14 protein-coding genes are annotated in these 16,134 nt (G+C 69.6%); 10 read left to right on the top strand and 4 right to left on the bottom strand.

The window, feature by feature from the left end; genetic code table 11:
• The first annotated feature begins 69 nt into the window (after positions 1-69).
• From AB5J73_RS46610 to AB5J73_RS46600, 3 genes are all read left to right on the top strand, one after another.
• A complete protein-coding gene (locus AB5J73_RS46610) occupies positions 70-2,415 on the top strand; it encodes a GH92 family glycosyl hydrolase (protein WP_370966401.1) in 2,346 nt (781 codons plus the stop codon).
• A 26-nt stretch (positions 2,416-2,441) separates the two neighbouring features.
• The gene (locus tag AB5J73_RS46605) at positions 2,442-2,918 is read left to right on the top strand and encodes a DUF2127 domain-containing protein (protein ID WP_370966399.1); all 477 of its coding nucleotides are present in this window, start codon (positions 2,442-2,444) and stop codon (positions 2,916-2,918) included.
• 145 nt (positions 2,919-3,063) lie between these two features.
• A protein-coding gene (locus tag AB5J73_RS46600; protein WP_370973552.1) for an IS5 family transposase occupies positions 3,064-3,941 on the top strand; the annotation gives its coding sequence in 2 pieces (ribosomal slippage) (positions 3,064-3,457 and positions 3,457-3,941; 879 coding nt in all).
• Between the two features lie 28 nt (positions 3,942-3,969).
• Here AB5J73_RS46600 and AB5J73_RS46595 read toward each other — a convergent pair.
• The gene (locus AB5J73_RS46595; RefSeq protein ID WP_370966397.1) at positions 3,970-4,680 is read right to left on the bottom strand and encodes a PP2C family serine/threonine-protein phosphatase; all 711 of its coding nucleotides are present in this window, start codon (positions 4,678-4,680) and stop codon (positions 3,970-3,972) included.
• Between the two features lie 102 nt (positions 4,681-4,782).
• On the opposite strand from AB5J73_RS46595, the gene AB5J73_RS46590 reads away from it, so the two are divergent.
• Positions 4,783-5,517: a BTAD domain-containing putative transcriptional regulator gene (locus AB5J73_RS46590; protein WP_370966395.1), complete on the top strand. Its 735-nt coding sequence runs from the start codon at positions 4,783-4,785 to the stop codon at positions 5,515-5,517.
• Here the strand turns inward: AB5J73_RS46590 and AB5J73_RS46585 are convergent.
• Positions 5,505-6,236, bottom strand: coding sequence for a hypothetical protein (locus AB5J73_RS46585; protein WP_370966393.1), 732 nt, complete (start codon positions 6,234-6,236; stop codon positions 5,505-5,507). The two genes, AB5J73_RS46590 and AB5J73_RS46585, sit on opposite strands and share 13 nt — an antisense overlap.
• A gap of 86 nt (positions 6,237-6,322) precedes the next feature.
• On the opposite strand from AB5J73_RS46585, the gene AB5J73_RS46580 reads away from it, so the two are divergent.
• Both AB5J73_RS46580 and AB5J73_RS46575 read left to right on the top strand, forming a co-directional pair.
• On the top strand, positions 6,323-6,748 hold the full coding sequence (locus AB5J73_RS46580; RefSeq protein WP_370966391.1) for a nuclear transport factor 2 family protein: 426 nt from the start codon (positions 6,323-6,325) through the stop codon (positions 6,746-6,748).
• A gap of 133 nt (positions 6,749-6,881) precedes the next feature.
• A complete protein-coding gene (locus tag AB5J73_RS46575; protein WP_370966389.1) occupies positions 6,882-7,655 on the top strand; it encodes a hypothetical protein in 774 nt (257 codons plus the stop codon).
• Positions 7,656-7,714: 59 nt separating this feature from the next.
• Here the strand turns inward: AB5J73_RS46575 and AB5J73_RS46570 are convergent, their stop codons facing one another.
• The gene (locus AB5J73_RS46570) at positions 7,715-9,556 is read right to left on the bottom strand and encodes an ArnT family glycosyltransferase (protein ID WP_370966387.1); all 1,842 of its coding nucleotides are present in this window, start codon (positions 9,554-9,556) and stop codon (positions 7,715-7,717) included.
• Positions 9,556-10,812: a glycosyltransferase gene (locus tag AB5J73_RS46565; RefSeq protein WP_370966385.1), complete on the bottom strand. Its 1,257-nt coding sequence runs from the start codon at positions 10,810-10,812 to the stop codon at positions 9,556-9,558. The genes AB5J73_RS46570 and AB5J73_RS46565 overlap by 1 nt, the downstream gene beginning before the upstream one ends.
• A gap of 246 nt (positions 10,813-11,058) precedes the next feature.
• Between AB5J73_RS46565 and AB5J73_RS46560 the strand changes: the two genes are divergently transcribed.
• The 4 genes from AB5J73_RS46560 (at position 11,059) to AB5J73_RS46545 (ending at position 16,132) form a co-directional block, all read left to right on the top strand.
• Positions 11,059-13,128, top strand: coding sequence for a helix-turn-helix domain-containing protein (locus tag AB5J73_RS46560; RefSeq protein ID WP_370966383.1), 2,070 nt, complete (start codon positions 11,059-11,061; stop codon positions 13,126-13,128).
• A gap of 622 nt (positions 13,129-13,750) precedes the next feature.
• Positions 13,751-14,494 carry a hypothetical protein gene (locus tag AB5J73_RS46555; protein WP_370966381.1) on the top strand — a complete coding sequence of 248 codons (744 nt, stop codon included), beginning with the start codon at positions 13,751-13,753 and terminating at the stop codon, positions 14,492-14,494.
• Complete coding sequence (gene dcd / locus AB5J73_RS46550) at positions 14,476-15,087, top strand: dCTP deaminase (protein WP_370966379.1); 612 nt, start codon at positions 14,476-14,478, stop codon at positions 15,085-15,087. Before AB5J73_RS46555 ends, dcd begins: the two co-directional genes overlap by 19 nt.
• Complete coding sequence (locus AB5J73_RS46545) at positions 15,071-16,132, top strand: thiamine-monophosphate kinase (protein WP_370966377.1); 1,062 nt, start codon at positions 15,071-15,073, stop codon at positions 16,130-16,132. Before dcd ends, AB5J73_RS46545 begins: the two co-directional genes overlap by 17 nt.
• Positions 16,133-16,134: the final 2 nt, after the last annotated feature.

Raw genomic sequence — 16,134 nt, 5'->3', positions numbered from 1 at the left:
CTTGATTTGTCCACCGGACAACGGAAAAGATCACACCGTGAATGTGACAACGTTGTCAGGAGGACACGGATGAGAACGCGGACGCGCGTCCTTGCCACCCTGCTCGCCGGAGCCACGACAATGGCGCTGGCGACCCCCGCCGGCGCCCAGAGCGGGCCGAGGTTCGCCGACGACCCGACCACGCTCGTCGACACCTCGATCGGCAACAACGGGGACGGCACCACCTTCCCGGGTGCCACCACCCCCTTCGGGATGGTGCAGCTCAGCCCGGACACCCAGCTCAAGAAGTACGCGTCCTACGACTACGCGCAGGACACGACCCTCGGCTTCAGCCACACCCACCTCTCCGGCGTCGGCTGCCAGACGATGGGCAACTTCCGCTTCATGCCCACCACCGGCGCCGTGACCAGCAGCGATCCCGCGCAGTACGGGGCGAAGTTCAGTCACGCCGACGAGACGCGGCGGCCCGGGTACTACGGCGTCAAGCTCGGCAACGGCGTCGAAGCCGAGCTGACCGCCACCCAGCGCACCGGCCAGCACCGCTACACCTTCCCGGACGGCGCGAGCCAGAACGTCCTCATCGAGGTCGGCGAGAGCAACGGCTACACCTACGCCGGTGACGTCCACGTCGTCGGCGACGACACCGTCGAAGGCTGGCTGCAGGGCGGCAACTTCTGCTGGGAGACGCAGAAGGAGCGCTACAAGGTCTTCTTCAGCGCCAAGTTCGACCGGAAGTTCACCGGCTTCGGCACCTGGACCGACTCGAAGCTCACCCCGAACCAGCGCGACGCGAAGCTCGGCTCCCAGCGCACCGGCGCCTGGCTTACCTTCGGCACCGACCAGAAGCAGGTCGGCGCCTCCGTCGGCCTCTCCTACACCTCGATCGGCGGCGCCCGGCTGAACCGCGCCACCGAGCAGCCCAAGTCGTTCGACAAGGCGGCGAACGCGGCGCACGACACCTGGGAAGCCGAGCTGAACCGGCTGCGCGTCGCCGGCGGGACGACCGCCGACCAGCGCACCTACTACAGCGCGCTGTACCGGTCGCTGCTGCACCCGTCGGTCGGGTCCGATGTGGACGGTTCCTACCGCGGCTTCGACGACGCCGTGCACCGCAGCCGGGACACCTACTACCAGATGTTCTCGCTGTGGGACACCTACCGTTCGCAGAACCAGCTCGTCGCGCTGCTGCACCCGGACAAGGCCGCGGACATGACCAAATCCGTCCTCAAGATCTACCAGGACGGCGGCTGGGTCCCGCGCTGGGCGCTGGGCGGCGGCGAGACGAACGTGATGAGCGGCGACCCCGTCACCCCGTGGGTGGTCGACAACTACCGGCGCGGCATCCTGGACGACAAGACCGCGCGCCAGCTGTTCGACGCGTTGTGGCGCAACGCCAACGAGGTGCCGGCCGACCAAACGATCTTCCGCGGCCGCGACGGCAACCCGTCCTACGTGAAGAACGGCTGGATCGGTTACCAGGACCTCCCGGGCTACACCTACGGCGACACCCGCCAGGCCGGCTCGGCGACCCTCGAGTACGCCCTCGCCGACTGCGCGCTGTCGACCATGGCGTCCGGGCTGGGCTACCGCGACAAGGCCGCGACGCTTTCCGCTCGCTGCGGCAACTTCGCGAAGCTGTGGGACACCGGCGTCGAATCCCACGGCTTCACCGGGTTCCCGCGCACTCGCGCGGCGGACGGCACCGGCGTGGGCGACCCGGATCCGGCCCAGTCGACCGGCTTCCACGAGGGCACGCCGTGGCAGTACCAGTGGCTCGCCCAGCAGGACACCGCGAAGCTGTTCGGCCTGATGGGCGGCGCGGGCCAGGCGGAGAAGCGGCTCGACACCTTCTTCGACCTGCCGCTGCTGCTCAGCGACCCGGCGAAGGCCGCCACGGACTCCTGGGTCCACGGCGCGTACGACTACCACAACAACTTCGCCTTCAACCCGAACAACGAGCCCGACCTGCACGCCCCCTGGATGTACAGCTGGACGGGCGCGCCGTGGAAGACGTCGGCCGTGCTGCGCGCGGCTCGCACGCTCTTCACCGACACGCCGTACGGCATGCCCGGCAACGACGACCTCGGCACCATCTCGTCGTGGCTCGTCTTCGGCATGGCCGGCGTCTTCGAAGCCCAGCCCGGCTCCGGGACGTACCTGCTCAGCACGCCGATGTTCGAGAAGGTCGAGATCCGCCCGGCCGGTGGCCGCAAGATCGAGATCGAGGCGCCCGGCGCGAGCGCGGCGAAGCTGCAGTACACAAAGGACATCCGGATCGGACAGCGCGGCTACGACCGCAGCTGGATCTCCCACGCTGACCTGCTCCGCGCGGGCAAGATCCGGTTCTCGCTGAGCGACACCCCCACGAACTGGGGCACGACGTCCGTTCCGCCCGCTCTGTCCCAGGTGCGCTGACCTGCGGTTTGTGCTGAGCTGAGGGTATGACGGAAGCGAAGACCACGGCGACCGAGAAGTTCTTCCGCGTCGCCATCGCGATCAAGGGCCTCGACGGCGCTCTGCAGGTCGTCGGGGCCCTGGTCCTCGCCTTCATCCCGGCCTCGGCCGTCAGCGGGTTCACCCACGCCGTGATCACCCGCGACCTGCTCGGCGACCCCTCGGGGACCTTGGCCCGGCACCTCGAGACGGCGACGGAGAACTTCCTCGACGGCGACACCAAGACGTTCGCCGTCGCCTACCTGCTCGCCCACGGGCTCATCAAGCTCGGCCTGGTGTGGGCGCTGGCCCGCAAGATCGTCCGCGCCTACCCGGTGGCCGCGGTCATCCTCGCCGCCTTCGTGGTCTACGAGATCTTCCGGGCCGTGCGCACCCACTCGATCGCGCTCCCGTTCTTCGCCGCGCTCGACGTCGTGATCATCGTCCTCGTGCTGCGCGAGTACCGGCAGCTGAAACGCGGCTAGGGCCTGTATCGAAGTCGTCTCGAGCTGGTTGAGCTGGAGTTGGTGCTGCTGGGCGTGTCGGTGGTCGAAACAGGTGAGGTCTCCGGTAGGTGGTTCGTCGACCAAGAAGAACCTGAACACCGGAGACCTCGTGGACACCTTAGCGGTGGCGGGGCGGTTTGACCTGACCGACGAGCAGTGGGCGGCACTGGAGCCATTGCTGCCTGAGCCGTCGCGGCCGGGTCGGCCGTCGTTGTGGAGTAAGCGGCAGTTGGTCGATGGGATCCGGTGGCGGGTGCGCACCGGTGCGCCGTGGCGGGACATGCCGGTCGGGTATGGATCCTGGGCAGCGGCTTATGGACTGTTCCGCCGCTGGCAACGCGCGGGTGTCTGGCAGCAGATCCTGACCGCGTTGCAGGCCCTGGCCGAGGCGGCCGGGCGGATCACCTGGGATGTCAGCGTGGACTCCACGATCGCGCGGGCGCATCAGCATGCCGCGGGTGCGCGGAAAAGGGCGATCTGCAAGCTGAGCCGCCCGGCGGGACCACCGTCGAGCCGGAAGATCACGCGTTGGGCCGGTCGCGGGGCGGGTGGACCACGAAGCTGCATCTGGGGTGTGAGCAGGGGCAGAAGCCGTTGTCGATCGTGCTGACCGCCGGGCAGCGTGGCGATAGCCCGCAGTTCATTCCGGTCCTGGCCGGGATCCGGGTGCCCCGTCCGGGCGTTGGCCGGCCGCGGACGCGTCCTGATCGGGTGCTGGCGGACAAGGCATACACCTCGAAGGCCAACCGGGCTCACCTGCGCGATCGTGGGATCAAAGCGACTATCCCGAGCAAGTCTGATCAGGACGCGCACCGCAAGGCCAAGGGATCGAAGGGCGGCCGGCCACCGGCCTTCGACCCCGAAATCTACAAACAGCGGCACGCCGTGGAATGCGGCATCAACCGGCTCAAACGCCACCGCGGGGTGGCCACCCGCTACGACAAACTCGCCGTCCGCTACGAAGCCACAGTCCACATCGCCGCCATCAACGAATGGCTCTGACCCACTTCGATACAGGCCCTAACCGGCTTCACGCGGCGACGGGAAATCGCACCGTCGTGACGTCGGCCTCCAGGGGCTCGACGTAGATCGCGGTCGCGTTGTCCGAGCCGCCGCGGGCCAGCGCCGCCTCGACGAGCTCCGCGGCGCCCGTGCCCGGCTGGGCCAGCACGGCCCGGATGCCGCTGCCGGCGAGCGGCTTGTGGATGCCGTCGCTGGTCAGCAGCAGGCCGGCGCTCGTGGTCTCGGCCGTGCCGATTTCGTGCGGCTCGGTGGTGCGGACGCTGGTCGTGACGACGTGCTCCATCCGGGGCGTCACCGGCTGGTGGCGGGCGCGGAAGTACTCGGCGAGCGTGTGGTCGGTGGTCAGCCGGGTGAGCGTGGTGCCGTCCCAGGAATACGCGCGGGCGTCGCCGACCCAGGCGATGCGGTAACCGCCGTGTCCGGCAGGCATCGCGACGACGAGCACGGCGTCCCCGCCGGTCTGCTCGCGCACGGCGCGCTGCGCGGCGAGCACCGCTGCCACCGGTCCTTTGTGGACGGGAGTCCGCGCCGCGGCCGCGGCGGCGGCGCGGGCGGCCCGGGCGGCGGCGGGATCGTCACCGACCCCGTCGGCGAGCGCGAAGACGACGCCGAGCCCACCGGCGGCGGCGTAGGCCCCGACGGCGTCGGCGTTGAGTGAGCGGGGGCCCTGCGCGCTCGCGGTGTGCCAGCGCGGGTACCCCGGACGTGTGGTGATCATCGCGGCCTCCTCATCCCTCTGAGCTCCATGATCCGCGCCGAACCTGTGGGCGGTCTGAGACTTTCCTGTGCTGTTCCGCGTACTGTGGGAACGGGGTGGGGCATGGAGTTCCGGATGCTCGGGCCGCTGGCGGTGTCGCGTGCCGACGGCCGCCCGGCCGTGCTCGGCGGGCGCAAGCCGCGGACGCTGCTGGCGGCGTTGCTCCTGGCCCGCGGCCGGGTGGTGCCCGACGAACGGCTGATTTCGCTGCTGTGGGACGCCGAGCGGCCTTCGACGGTGGACGCGCAGGTGTGCACGTACGTCTCCCGCCTGCGGAACGCGCTCGGCCGGCCCGCACAGCTCACCCGATCGGGTGGCGGCTACGTGCTGGACCCGTGCGGCACGGTCGACGCCGAGGAGTTCGAGCGCCTGGCCGAGGCCGGCCACGACGACCTGCGCGCGGGACGGCCGGTCCCCGCGGCGAAGGCGTTTCGCGCCGCACTGGGGCTGTGGCGCGGCCCGGTGCTCGCCGACGTCGCGGAGCCGTTGCGCGCGGGTGAGTCGGCGCGCTTCGAGGAGCTGCGGCTGGCGGTACTGGAAGGCCGGATCGAGGCGGAGGTGGCGTCGGGCGACCACCTGCGCGCGGTCCCCGACGCCACCGCGCTCGTCCTCGAACACCCGCTGCGCGAACGCGCGAGGGCCCTGCTCATGGCCGGGCTCTGCGCGAGCGGCCGCCGGGCGGACGCGATCGAGGTCTACCACCGCGGCCGGGTGCTGCTCGCCGAGCGGCTGGGCATCGAGCCGGGCCCGGCGCTGCGCGCGGCGTTCCAGCGGGTGCTGGGCGTTCAGCCGGGGTAGGGCGCCGACCGGAAGTCCCGGTCCAGCTGCCGGGGCGACCGCGGCAGCCAGTAGCGGGCCTGCGCGCGGACCTGCTCCCGGGGCAGGCCGGGGTTGACGTGCCGGTGGTCGGGTTTCGCGATCGACTGCAGCGCCCAGGCGAACCCGAGCAGCGGGTTGATCGCGGCCCACCGCCGCCGGTCGATGTCCAGGAGCATCTGCGCACGCTGGACGGCGTGCCAGAAGTGGTACCCGTTCGGCGGATCGCCGTCCATGGTGTGCACCTCCGACTCGACGGGCGCCCGCCGCGGGTCGAAGAGGACACCCTGCCCGAACGCGGCGAAGGCACCGGCGAGGCCGGCTTCGTCCCCGCGGTAGAAGCGGTCGAAGTTGCCCAGCTGCAGGGCCGAGAGCGTCCGCAGCGGCTGTTCGACGGGCTTGACGAACTCGGCGTAGTTGCCGGGGTAGCCCGGGGCCAGGCTCAGCGCCCGCCACTTTTCGTACAGGCCTTCGGGCGCGTTCTGCTGGATGAAGGGAAAGAGGACGGCGTAGGCGTCCCGGACTTCTTGCGAAGGGTGGTACAGCGCGATTTCGTCGAGCTGGTACCAGAGTTCGTTGGCCCGGCGGTCCCCTCGCATCCCCTCCACCGGCGGCAGCCCGGTGCCGGCGGCGGTCCCTTCGAGCAGCACAGCCCCGGCGACGGTGGCGACGCCGATCTTGAGCAGGTTCCGTCGATCCATGGTGCACCCCCTGACCGGCGGCCCCCTGCCGCCGTTCGCCGCCAAGCTACGGAAAGTTTCCATACTTTCTCTGTAAGATCGTTCCGGTGGACGACTACCGGGCGCTTTCGAACTTGATCTTTTCGTACGCGTCCCTGGTCGACGCGGGCGATTTCGCCGCGGTGGGCGAGCTGTTCGCCGCGGGCGCGTTCACGGGCAGCGGCGGATCGCTGCACGGCGCGGCGGCGGTGGAGCGGATGCTGCGCGACACGGTGATCGTGTACGAGGACGGGACCCCGCGCACGAAGCACGTGACGACGAACGTGGCGATCGAGGTGACCGGGCCGGCGGCTGCGGGGAGTGCGTACTTCACGGTGGTGCAGGCGGTCCCGGGGCTGCCGCTGCAGACGATCGCGGCGGGCCGCTACGCGGACCGGTTCACGAAGACCGAGACCGGCTGGCAATTCACCGAGCGCCGCGCGACGGTGGACCTCGTCGGTGACGTCAGCCGCCACTTGCGGCCCCGGCGTTGAGCCGCCTCGGGATGACCCATTCGGCGGGAATCCGCCGCAGGTGGCCGGACGCGATGACACACGGGTAACAAGTGGTCAGCGGGCCGCGACCCTTCGGGGGAGACCGAGCTCACCAAGGTGAGGATGTCCCCGAATGGTACTGGCTGAATCCAGCGTGGCCGGCTGGTTGACCACGGCCTTCCCCGACATTTCGAGCAATCTTATCGCCGCCGCGATCGGTGGGGCACTTGTGTGGGTGGTCACGAGAGTGGTCAAAAGAGTGAAACTGTTCCGCGCTCGCCGGTTTTGGCGGGCGATGGGCAGCCGCCAGCCGTTCATCGTCCTGGGGGCGCCCGATGAGGAAGCTCTCCGCCGGTGGGAAAAAACGGGAATGGTCGGCAAGGGTGACATGCTGGCTCTGGTCGAGGTCGAATCACAGCTCCGGCGACTGGGGTTCACCGGACGGATCAGAGAGGCGAAGGAGCTACCGCCGCGGGATCTGAAGTCCGACCTCGTCCTGATCGGCGGCCCGGACGGGAACACGGTCACCGCCACCATGCTGAAAGCCCTCGGCGACGGTCTTTCTTTCGGATTTGGCGAGGCTCGGCCGGATCAAGCGACCCCGCTCCGTGACAACCGCGCGGGCAAAGAGTTCTCTCCGGCTCCTGACCCGGATACCGGCGACCCGGTCGAAGACTATGGTCTGATCGTGCGAGCGGCGAATCCTTTGGCGTCCGGATCCGCGGAGATCGTCATCCTGGCCGGATGCTGGGGATACGGTACTGCCGCCGCGGCGGAAATGCTCGACGAGTCGAGGTTGCTCAGCCGGCGGCCGCGCTCCGGAAGGTTCGAGGCCGTTGTCAAGACCAGTGTTGTCCGGGGTGTCTACTGCAAGACCGAGGTGCAGGAGGTGCGGGAGATCCCTTGAGCAAAGTACCTGGGCGCGAGGAGCCCGGGCCCCTCGCGGGAACCCGGGCCTCGCACCCCTCAGCTCTGCAGGTCGTACACCGTCTGGCCGTCGACCGTGGTGGCGGTGAAGTTCGCCGTCACCCAGTCCGTGATCTCCGACGAACCACCACCGGGACCACCGCCCCGGCCGCCTTCGATGTAGTACTTGATCTCACCGGCCGCCACGTACGCCTTGAACTCGTCGAGCGTCGGGGCCGGGTCCGAGCCGCTCCAGCCGCCGATCCCGATCACCGCCTTGCCGCTGGCCAGCTCCAGGGACGCCGCGCTCTGCGAGCCGGTCGTCGCGGCCGCCCACCTGGTGGTCGTCCGGGAAAGCAGCGAACCGATCGCGCTCGACGACGAGTCCTCCCCGCCCATCCCGCCGCCGAATCCGCTCGACGTCGGGCCGGACGTCGGGATCGAACCGGTGTGGGCCACCGACGCCGTCTCGACGCCGTACGCCGCGGTCGAGGCGCCGATGGTCAGGACCAACGCCGCCGCCAAGACGGCGCCCAGCCGGCGCGACGCCGGCGCGCCCATCACCAGCACCGTGCCGACCAGCACGCCCAGCACCGCGACGATCCACTTCAGCGCCGGGAACCAGTCCGGCGTCCGGTCGAGCAGGATGAACGACCACACCGCCGTCGCCACGACCATCCCGGCCAGCGTCGCCCGCGGCGCGAGGTTCGCCCGGCCGTGCCACAGCGCGCGGCCCGAAATCGCGACCAGCCCGGCGATCGCCGGCGCGAGCGCCACCGAGTAGTACGGGTGGACCGTGCCGCTCATGAAGCTGAACACCAGCGCCGTCACGACCAGCCAGCCGCCCCACAGGATCAGCGCCAGCCGGGTCCGGTCGGTGCGCGGCGCGCGCCGGGTGAACCACAGCCCGGCGACCAGCCCGATCAGCGCGGCGGGCAGCAGCCACGAGATCTCCGTGCCGAAGCTGGCGCCGAACATCCGGAACAGGCCGGTCGACCCGCCGAACCCGGTGTTGCCGCCCATGCCGCCGCCACCCATGCCGCCGCCGTTGCCCTCGCCGCCGAAGATGCGGCCCAAACCGTTGTAGCCCAACGCGAGTTCGAGCAGACTGTCCCCTTCGGACCCGCCGATGTACGGCCGCGACGACGCCGGCCACAGCTCGACCAGCGCGATGTACCAGCCCGCCGAGACGACGAGTGCGACGACCGCGCCGCCGAGGTGCAGCAAGCGCTTGCCCAGCGACGTCGGCGCCGCGAGCAGGTACACCAGCCCGAACGCCGGCAGCACCAGGAACGCCTGCATCATCTTGGTCAGGAAGCCGAACCCGATCGCGGTACCGGCCAGCGCGAGCCACATCGGGCTGGCCTTTTCCGTGGCGCGCACGACGAAGTAGGCACCCGCGACCATGAGCAGCACCAGCAGCGCGTCCGGGTTGTTGAACCGGAACATCAGCGCCGCCACCGGCGTCACCGCCAGCATCGCCCCCGCCAGCAGCCCGGCGACCGGGCCCGCGGTCCGCTTCACCGCGAGGTAAAGGATCCCGACCGACGCGACGCCCATCAGCGCTTGCGGCGCCAGCACGGTGAAGCTCGAGAACCCGAAGATCCGCGCGAAGGCCGTGCCGACCCACAACGCGGCCGGCGGCTTGTCGACGGTCAGGACGTTGCCCGAGTCGAGCGACCCGAACAGCCACGCCTTCCAGCTCTGCGTCCCGGACTGCACGGCCGCCGCGTAGAACGAGTTGCCGTAGCCGGACGCGGTCAGGTTCCAGAAGTAGAGCACCGCGGTCGCGGCCAGCAGCCCGAACACGGCCGGGCGCACCCAGCGCGGTGGCGCGTGCGCCACGGAATCCCGGCGGTGGCGCGGTTCCCGCGTCACGGGGTCGGACAGGACGGCGGTCATCAGGACTCCTTCTGGGTCGCGGCCTGGCGGCGCGGGTTGAACACCCAGCCGCGCAGGAGCAGGAAGCGGAGCACCGTGGCGGCGAGGTTCGCCAGCACGAGCACGGTGATCTCCAGGACGAGGCCGGGTGTGGTGGACCCGTTGAGCAGGGCCAGCGACCCGCTCGTCAGCGCCAGGCCGAGGCCGAACACGATCAGCCCTTCGAACTGGTGCCGCCCGGCGCCGGTGCGGCCGCGGATGCCGAACGTGAGCCGCCGGTTCAGCGCGGTGTTCCCGATCGCCGTCACCAGCAGCGACGTGAAGTTCGCCGCCTGCGCGCCGACGACCGTGCGCAGCAGCAGGAACAGCACGAGGTAGGCGAGCGTGCTGCTGACGCCGATCGCGGCGAACCGCACCAGCTGCGTCACCAGCCGCGGCGGCACGCCGGGCGCGTCGACCCCGATCGGCTGGCGGCCGAGCTGTTCGCGCAGCTTGCTGATCGGGATCTCGCCGGTGAAGGTGGCTTTCGTGACGCGGGCGATGCCCTTGAGGTCTTCGGTCGCGGTCTTGACGATGTTGACCGACGAGTCCGGGTCGTCGACCCAGTCGACCGGCACCTCGTGGATCCGCAGCCCGGCGCGCTGCGCCAGTACGAGCAGCTCGGTGTCGAAGAACCAGCCGGTGTCGACGACGTGCGGCAGCAGCTCGCGGGCGACGTCGGCGCGGATCGCCTTGAACCCGCACTGCGCGTCGCTGAACTTCGCGGCCAGCGTCGAGCGGAGGATCAGGTTGTAGCAGCGGGAAATGAACTCGCGCTTCGGCCCGCGCACCACTCGCGCCCCCCGGGCGAGCCTGCTGCCGATGGCGAGGTCCGAGTGCCCGGAGAGCAGGGGCGCGACGAGCGGCCCGAGCGCGGCGAGGTCGGTGGAGAGGTCGACGTCCATGTAGGCGAGGACAGCGGCGTCGGAGGCCCGCCAGACGGCGTTGAGCGCGCGGCCGCGGCCCTTCTCGTCGAGGTGGTGGACGGCCACCTCGGGGAACTCGCGGGCCAGTCTTTCCGCCACCTGCAGCGTCGCGTCGGTGCTCGCGTTGTCGGCGACGGTGATCCGGTACGGGTAGGAGACGTGTTCGGCCAGGTGCGCGTGCAGCCGTCGGATGCACGGTTCGAGGTCGGCCTCTTCGTTGTAGACCGGGATGACGACGTCGAGAACGGGCTGGGGGCCGGCCAGGTCGACCGGGACGGTCCCGGGCCGCGGTGCGGGGGCGGTGGCTGTCATGCCCCCACGGTCGCGGGCGCCGCTTTGGTGATCGTGTGATCTCTCTGTGGGGTTGCTGTGCGCTGAAGCTGGGGCGTGTCCTCGAACCATCGCCGCCGAACCAAAGGTTCGAACGCCGGAGAGTCCGATATGCTCGACGTCGTGCCGTCATGTGCCGCCCGCCCGAGTCCCTGCCGACGTAGGTAGACCATGGCAGGCGCCTACCTACATTCGATGTCGGCGGCCGGGCCACCGACAGGTACTGATGTGGTCACGCTGGCTGTCGAAGAGGTGGGCACCGAGTTGCGCCGGTTGCGCAAGGCAGCCGGCCTGACCCAGGCCGACGTCGCCCGGATCATCGGCGTGGGCCGGGCGAACCTGACGCAGTGGGAAGCCGGGCGCTACCTCCCCTCGGTGGAGAACGCCAGGCTGCTCGACGATCACTTCCGGGCGGCGAACGCCCTGGTCCAGATGGTCGAAGCAGCTCGGTCACCCGCTCCCGCGGGCGGCGCGCTCCTGTCGGCGCGCGGCTCGCTGCTCGAGGTCTTCCGGCGGGCGGAAAGCAGCCTCGTCGGGCACCTGATCCGCGACGAGAGCGGTCGCGCGGTCGGCTGGCGGCACAACCTCCAGCAAGGCGGCGAGCAGACCACGCTCGCCACCGCGTACGGGATCAGCGCGTTGGCCGTGTTGGGCTCCGCCTCCATCGACCTACGTCCGGTCGTCGAGCACCTCTACGCCAAGCGGTCCGAATTCGGGTGGCAAGGTCGTTCCGCGGGGCGCCGCCCCGAAGTCACCGCGGCGGTGGTGGACGCGCTGTGCCGGGCCAGCACCGTCCTGTCCGCCGAAGAAGGTCTGCAGCACCTCGAGCACTCCCTCGACGACTACAGCCGGACCCGGCCCTTCCTGCTGGCCACCGCGTTGCGCACGTCGGCCCGGATCGGCCCCGGCGCTCCGCTGACCCGCCGGCTGACGGACGACCTCCTCGCCGCCCGGCTGGACTTCGACGGCTTTCCTCTGTGGGGGGAAAAGAAAGAACCCAGCGTAGTGGCGCCGGAACCGTCCACAGCGCACACCGCGCGCGCCGTCGTGGCGCTGCAGGAACTGCTGCGGACCGGCGAAGACCGCGCCGACGTCCGGGACGCGGTCGAGGTGGCGACGCAGTGGCTCGTCGACCGGACGCACCCGGACGACGGCATCATGGAAGACCTCGCGCTCCCGCAATCCGGCCGGGAAGCCGTCCGGGTCACCATCAAGCACTTCACTTCCGCATGGGTCATACAAGCGCTGGCCGAGGCGCCCCAGGTTCCGGCCGTCCGGCTGAACCGCGCGCTCCATTCGCTCTGGGAACGCTACGAACCCGGTGTCGGCCTCTGGGCCTGGGGCAGCGGCGACCTCCCCATCTGGATGACCGTCGAGGCCGTGACTGCCCTGCGGACGGTCACCCTGGCGTTCACCGCACCACCTTTCTCCCGCCTGCGGCAGAATAGGGAGCCTCGCATTATCGCGCGGTTTCGCTCCGGAATCGGAACCGGACAGTTCGGGGCGGGTGCCGTGTGTGGCCGGGTCTCAGTGGTAGGGGTTGGTCGGGTTCAACGCGAGCTCGCGGATCGATGCGAGCGGAAGCCGGTCGAGGGACTGCTCTGCGATGCCCACGTCACGGAGTACCCGGAAGACGTCGTCCTCGGTGACCTGGCCCTTGTCCGCGGGAACCCGCACGTCGCTCTTCACTTTCAGTTCCGGCTTGAGGGACGAGAAGCTGAGGTCGAAGTCCGCGCGGTAAGCGTGGTAGAGGGCAGAGGCGCCGCCCTGCCGGCGGATGTGCAGAGCGGGGAACTGGCTGTCCTCGTTCGTGATGATGACCGAGTCGGGCGAGATGTCGTGCCGAAGTGTCGAAAATTCCGACCTCAATCGTATTTCGACAGCCAGGAACTCGTGTTGCTGGTGCCACTCGGCGGCGAATATGGTGGCGAGGCAGCTCGTCTGCACGAATTCGGTGGTCCACATGGCCGATCCCTTGTTCTCCGGTCGGCGGGACAGCTTGGCGCGGTACTCCGCGTACTCCCGGCAACGCGTTGTGTTCTGCGGATCGAGGATCTGCAGCTGGATCCGCCAGTGGGTGCCGGTGCTGCTTTCGCGGGCCCGTGCGGCGAGTTGCGGCAACGTCCAAGCGCGGGTGAACGTTCCGGTGCCTCCGCGGAATTGCCACATGTCCGCGGTGGCCATGGCAGCTTCGAAAGCCTTCTGCCTGGAGGCGAGTGTGGTCAGTTCGCCGACGGATGGGCTGAACGTCAGCGCGTGTCCGACTTCGCCGACGCCCTTTTCGACCAGATCCACTGACCGGGCCAATTCAACGACTCGCCGGTCGTTGTCCTCTTGGCGCATGGCTTGCTTGAACAGCGAGAAGCCCAGTATGGCCAGTGTTGCCAGGGTGGCGGCGAGGAGCGTCTTGACGTCGTTCACGGTGTCGGTCGCGCCGAGTACCGCTACTGTCGCGGCCGCGACGAGGATGATGAGTTGCTCGGGATCGCGGCGCAGCCCTCGGAGCAGACGCGCGGACCTGCGGTCGGGAGGAGTCTCTGATCCGGCCCGGGTGTTCTGTCGGCGTGTCGTCATTTCGGCCTCTCGCCGTCGTTGCCGGCCATCCGTTTTCGAGGGTGGCCGATGTCCACTCTGATGGCTGCTTGACGAATTAATGGTCGCTGTGTTTGGGCTGAGGAATGCGGGGGTGACCGAACCAAGCCGGTTACCATGGGCGGACATCTGCGACTCGTCGCGTTGAGAGAGTGACCATGGGGAAGTGGTATGACGACTGCTGCGATACTCCGTTCGGGTGGTGATGTCCCATGCTGCGCTCTCATGGGCTGATCACGCTGATCGCAGGCCGGTCGGTTGCCTCCGCTCCGGTACCGGTCGCCGCCGGAGTGTGCGGGAGGCGAAAACTGGAGACGGAGCATCGCCCATGAGTGCGTTCTCGCCCGGCGCCGGTGGCTCCGGGTTCATCGCCAAGCTCGCCACTTCGGTGAGCAGGGGTGAGATCGGCCTCAGTGGCCTGACTGCGGCGGTCGGAATGGTGGGCGACGACCCAGGTGCCTTCGTGCGTTGGCTGGTGGAGACGTCGTGCGATACCGAAGCGGTCCGGGAAATCGTGGCGCGCTCGTATTGGCACCCGAACGGCTTCGCCAAACTGGTCTTGCACACCTCGGTCGATCCGGAGTTCAAGGTCCGCATGCACGTGTGGCCGACGTCGGAGGCGCCGAGACGAGGTGAGACCAACCCGCACAGCCATCGCTGGGAGTTCGCGTCCACGCTGATCGCGGGACAAGGCCTCCTCATGTCCGAATACCTCGAAGTCACGGAAGGGGGAGAGCTGTTCACCCGCCACCTCTACGGCACGAACCCGGCCGACCCCGCGCTTCTCGTCGCCGACGGCACCACCCGGCTGGTCGATGCGACGTCGCCGGAGCTGTCGCGGGGTGGGGTCTACGTCTGCGGCACGGACATCGTCCACACCGCCGAGCCGTTGGGCGAGCGTTTGACCGCAACGGTCGTCGTCCAAGGCCCGCACCGCACGTCGACCACCACCGTGTTCCGTCCGCCGGGGGAGACCGGAGACCAGCCCAACCGCCCGCTGTCGCCAGAAGACTTCCGGCAGCTGGTGAGCGCGGTCGTCACCGAGGTCCGCGAATGCTCGTCCCGCTGTTGACCTGGCGTTCGCGTGCCAAGCAGCGGGGAGTGCTGACCGATCGCGCCATCCGCCGCTCGCTCGCGAGCGGCGAACTGTTCGTCGATCCGTTCGACCCCGGTCTGGTCCGACCCGCTTCGATCAGCCTCCGCCTGGGCGCAGAGGCGTTCAGCCTGCGCAGCAAGGGGCCGGTCGACGTGGCGAATCCTGCGACCCACCCGGACCTGGTGGCCAAGGGCCTCGACCCCGGCGGGAGGCTCGTGGTCGAGCCGGGTGAGCTGGTGCTCGCTCCGACGCGGGAACGAATCGGGTTGTCCAAGAACCTCGCCGGCCTGGTGGACGGAACCAGCGATTACGCGCGGCTCGGGGTTAGCGTCGTGCTCTGCGGCCAGGTGAGCCCGGGTTTCGGTCTGGACCGTGGGGCGGTGCTGACCTTGGAGATCGTGAACCACCTGCGACATCCGGTGCTGCTGTACCCCGGTGCGCGGATCTGCAACCTGATGCTGTTCGCTTCGGCAGGGAGTGAGCAACCCTACGGGGCGATGCCACACAACTACTCGAGCGACCAAACTGTCGTCGCGTCGCGATTGGCGGAGCATGTCCGGCACCACTGAGCCATGTCTGGGCGACCTGGGTGAACGCGGGATACAGGAGCACGTCCTACGACCACGCTACGGCGGTGTCGAGGGCTTCGGGGACGACAGCGCTTTGCTCGCCGCGCTTTGCTCGCCGAGCGAACTCGTGGCGACCACCGACAGCTGCCCGACCCCCGTGGTCGTCGACCTCCTGGGTGAGGTCGACCGCTACCACGCGGGCTGGCTGCTGGCGACGATCAACTTGTCCGACCTGGCCGCGACGGGTGCCGAGCCGCTCGGCCTCGTTGCCGCCTACACCCTGCCCAAGACAACCACGGTGCGCGAGTTCGAACGGCTCCTCGATGGTGTAGACGACTGCTGTGCGGAGCACGGCACCAGGATCGCCGGCGGTGACACCCGCGACGGCAAACCCATGCAGCTGACGGCGACGGCGATCGGGCGGTGCGCGCCGGGCAGCAGGCTCCGGCGGTCAGGGGCCTGCGCCGGGGACCGCCTGCTGCTGGTGGGTTCCCCCGGCTACCTTTGGGCCGCGGCTTTGCTGCATGCCGGTCGTGCGACGCTCCCGGGACCAGCCCGGGACGAGGTTCGACGCCGCGCTTGCCGGCCGACAGCTCAGCTCAAGGCGGGGCAAGTGCTGGCCGCGGCCGGGCTCGCCCAGGCGGCGATGGACGTCTCGGACGGTCTGTTCGCCACCGTGCGAGCCCTTTGCGAGGCCAATGGCCTGGGGGCCGCGGTCACCGGGGAGTACGAACTGGACGAGCCGGTGGCCGAAGTGGCGCGGCAGAGCGGGTTCCTGCCTTTCGACCTCGCTCAGACCTGGGGCGACTGGAGCCTCGTTGCCGTGGCCCGGGCCGAGGATGTCGACTTGGCCACGAAGGCGCTGCGGGCGGAGGGGATCGTGGCGCAGGAGATCGGCGTGTTCACGGCCGACCGGAGGATCACGGTCGGCCCCGCCGCGCGTCCGTGGCGCGGGATAGCGCAAGAACGCTTCTCGGAAAACTCCTGGCACGGCGACAATCTCAAGCATTTGATCACCGCCATGCTGGGAGCTCCCCGGGGGTGAAC

It is taken from the genome of Amycolatopsis sp. cg9, from assembly GCF_041346945.1.
Taxonomy (GTDB): domain Bacteria; phylum Actinomycetota; class Actinomycetes; order Mycobacteriales; family Pseudonocardiaceae; genus Amycolatopsis.
This window is presented reverse-complemented; position numbering and strand designations above follow the sequence as displayed.

Bases quoted from the DNA above. Each gene is read 5' to 3' on its own strand.
- AB5J73_RS46545 (WP_370966377.1), top strand. From the start codon at position 15,071: ATGTCCGGCACCACTGAGCCATGTCTGGGCGACCTGGGTGAACGCGGG.
- AB5J73_RS46555 (WP_370966381.1), top strand. From the start codon at position 13,751: ATGAGTGCGTTCTCGCCCGGCGCCGGTGGCTCCGGGTTCATCGCCAAG.
- dcd (WP_370966379.1), top strand. From the start codon at position 14,476: ATGCTCGTCCCGCTGTTGACCTGGCGTTCGCGTGCCAAGCAGCGGGGA.
- AB5J73_RS46575 (WP_370966389.1), top strand. From the start codon at position 6,882: ATGGTACTGGCTGAATCCAGCGTGGCCGGCTGGTTGACCACGGCCTTC.
- AB5J73_RS46610 (WP_370966401.1), top strand. From the start codon at position 70: ATGAGAACGCGGACGCGCGTCCTTGCCACCCTGCTCGCCGGAGCCACG.
- AB5J73_RS46605 (WP_370966399.1), top strand. From the start codon at position 2,442: ATGACGGAAGCGAAGACCACGGCGACCGAGAAGTTCTTCCGCGTCGCC.
- AB5J73_RS46585 (WP_370966393.1), bottom strand. From the start codon at position 6,236: ATGGATCGACGGAACCTGCTCAAGATCGGCGTCGCCACCGTCGCCGGG.
- AB5J73_RS46565 (WP_370966385.1), bottom strand. From the start codon at position 10,812: ATGACAGCCACCGCCCCCGCACCGCGGCCCGGGACCGTCCCGGTCGAC.
- AB5J73_RS46595 (WP_370966397.1), bottom strand. From the start codon at position 4,680: ATGATCACCACACGTCCGGGGTACCCGCGCTGGCACACCGCGAGCGCG.
- AB5J73_RS46570 (WP_370966387.1), bottom strand. From the start codon at position 9,556: ATGACCGCCGTCCTGTCCGACCCCGTGACGCGGGAACCGCGCCACCGC.
- AB5J73_RS46590 (WP_370966395.1), top strand. From the start codon at position 4,783: ATGGAGTTCCGGATGCTCGGGCCGCTGGCGGTGTCGCGTGCCGACGGC.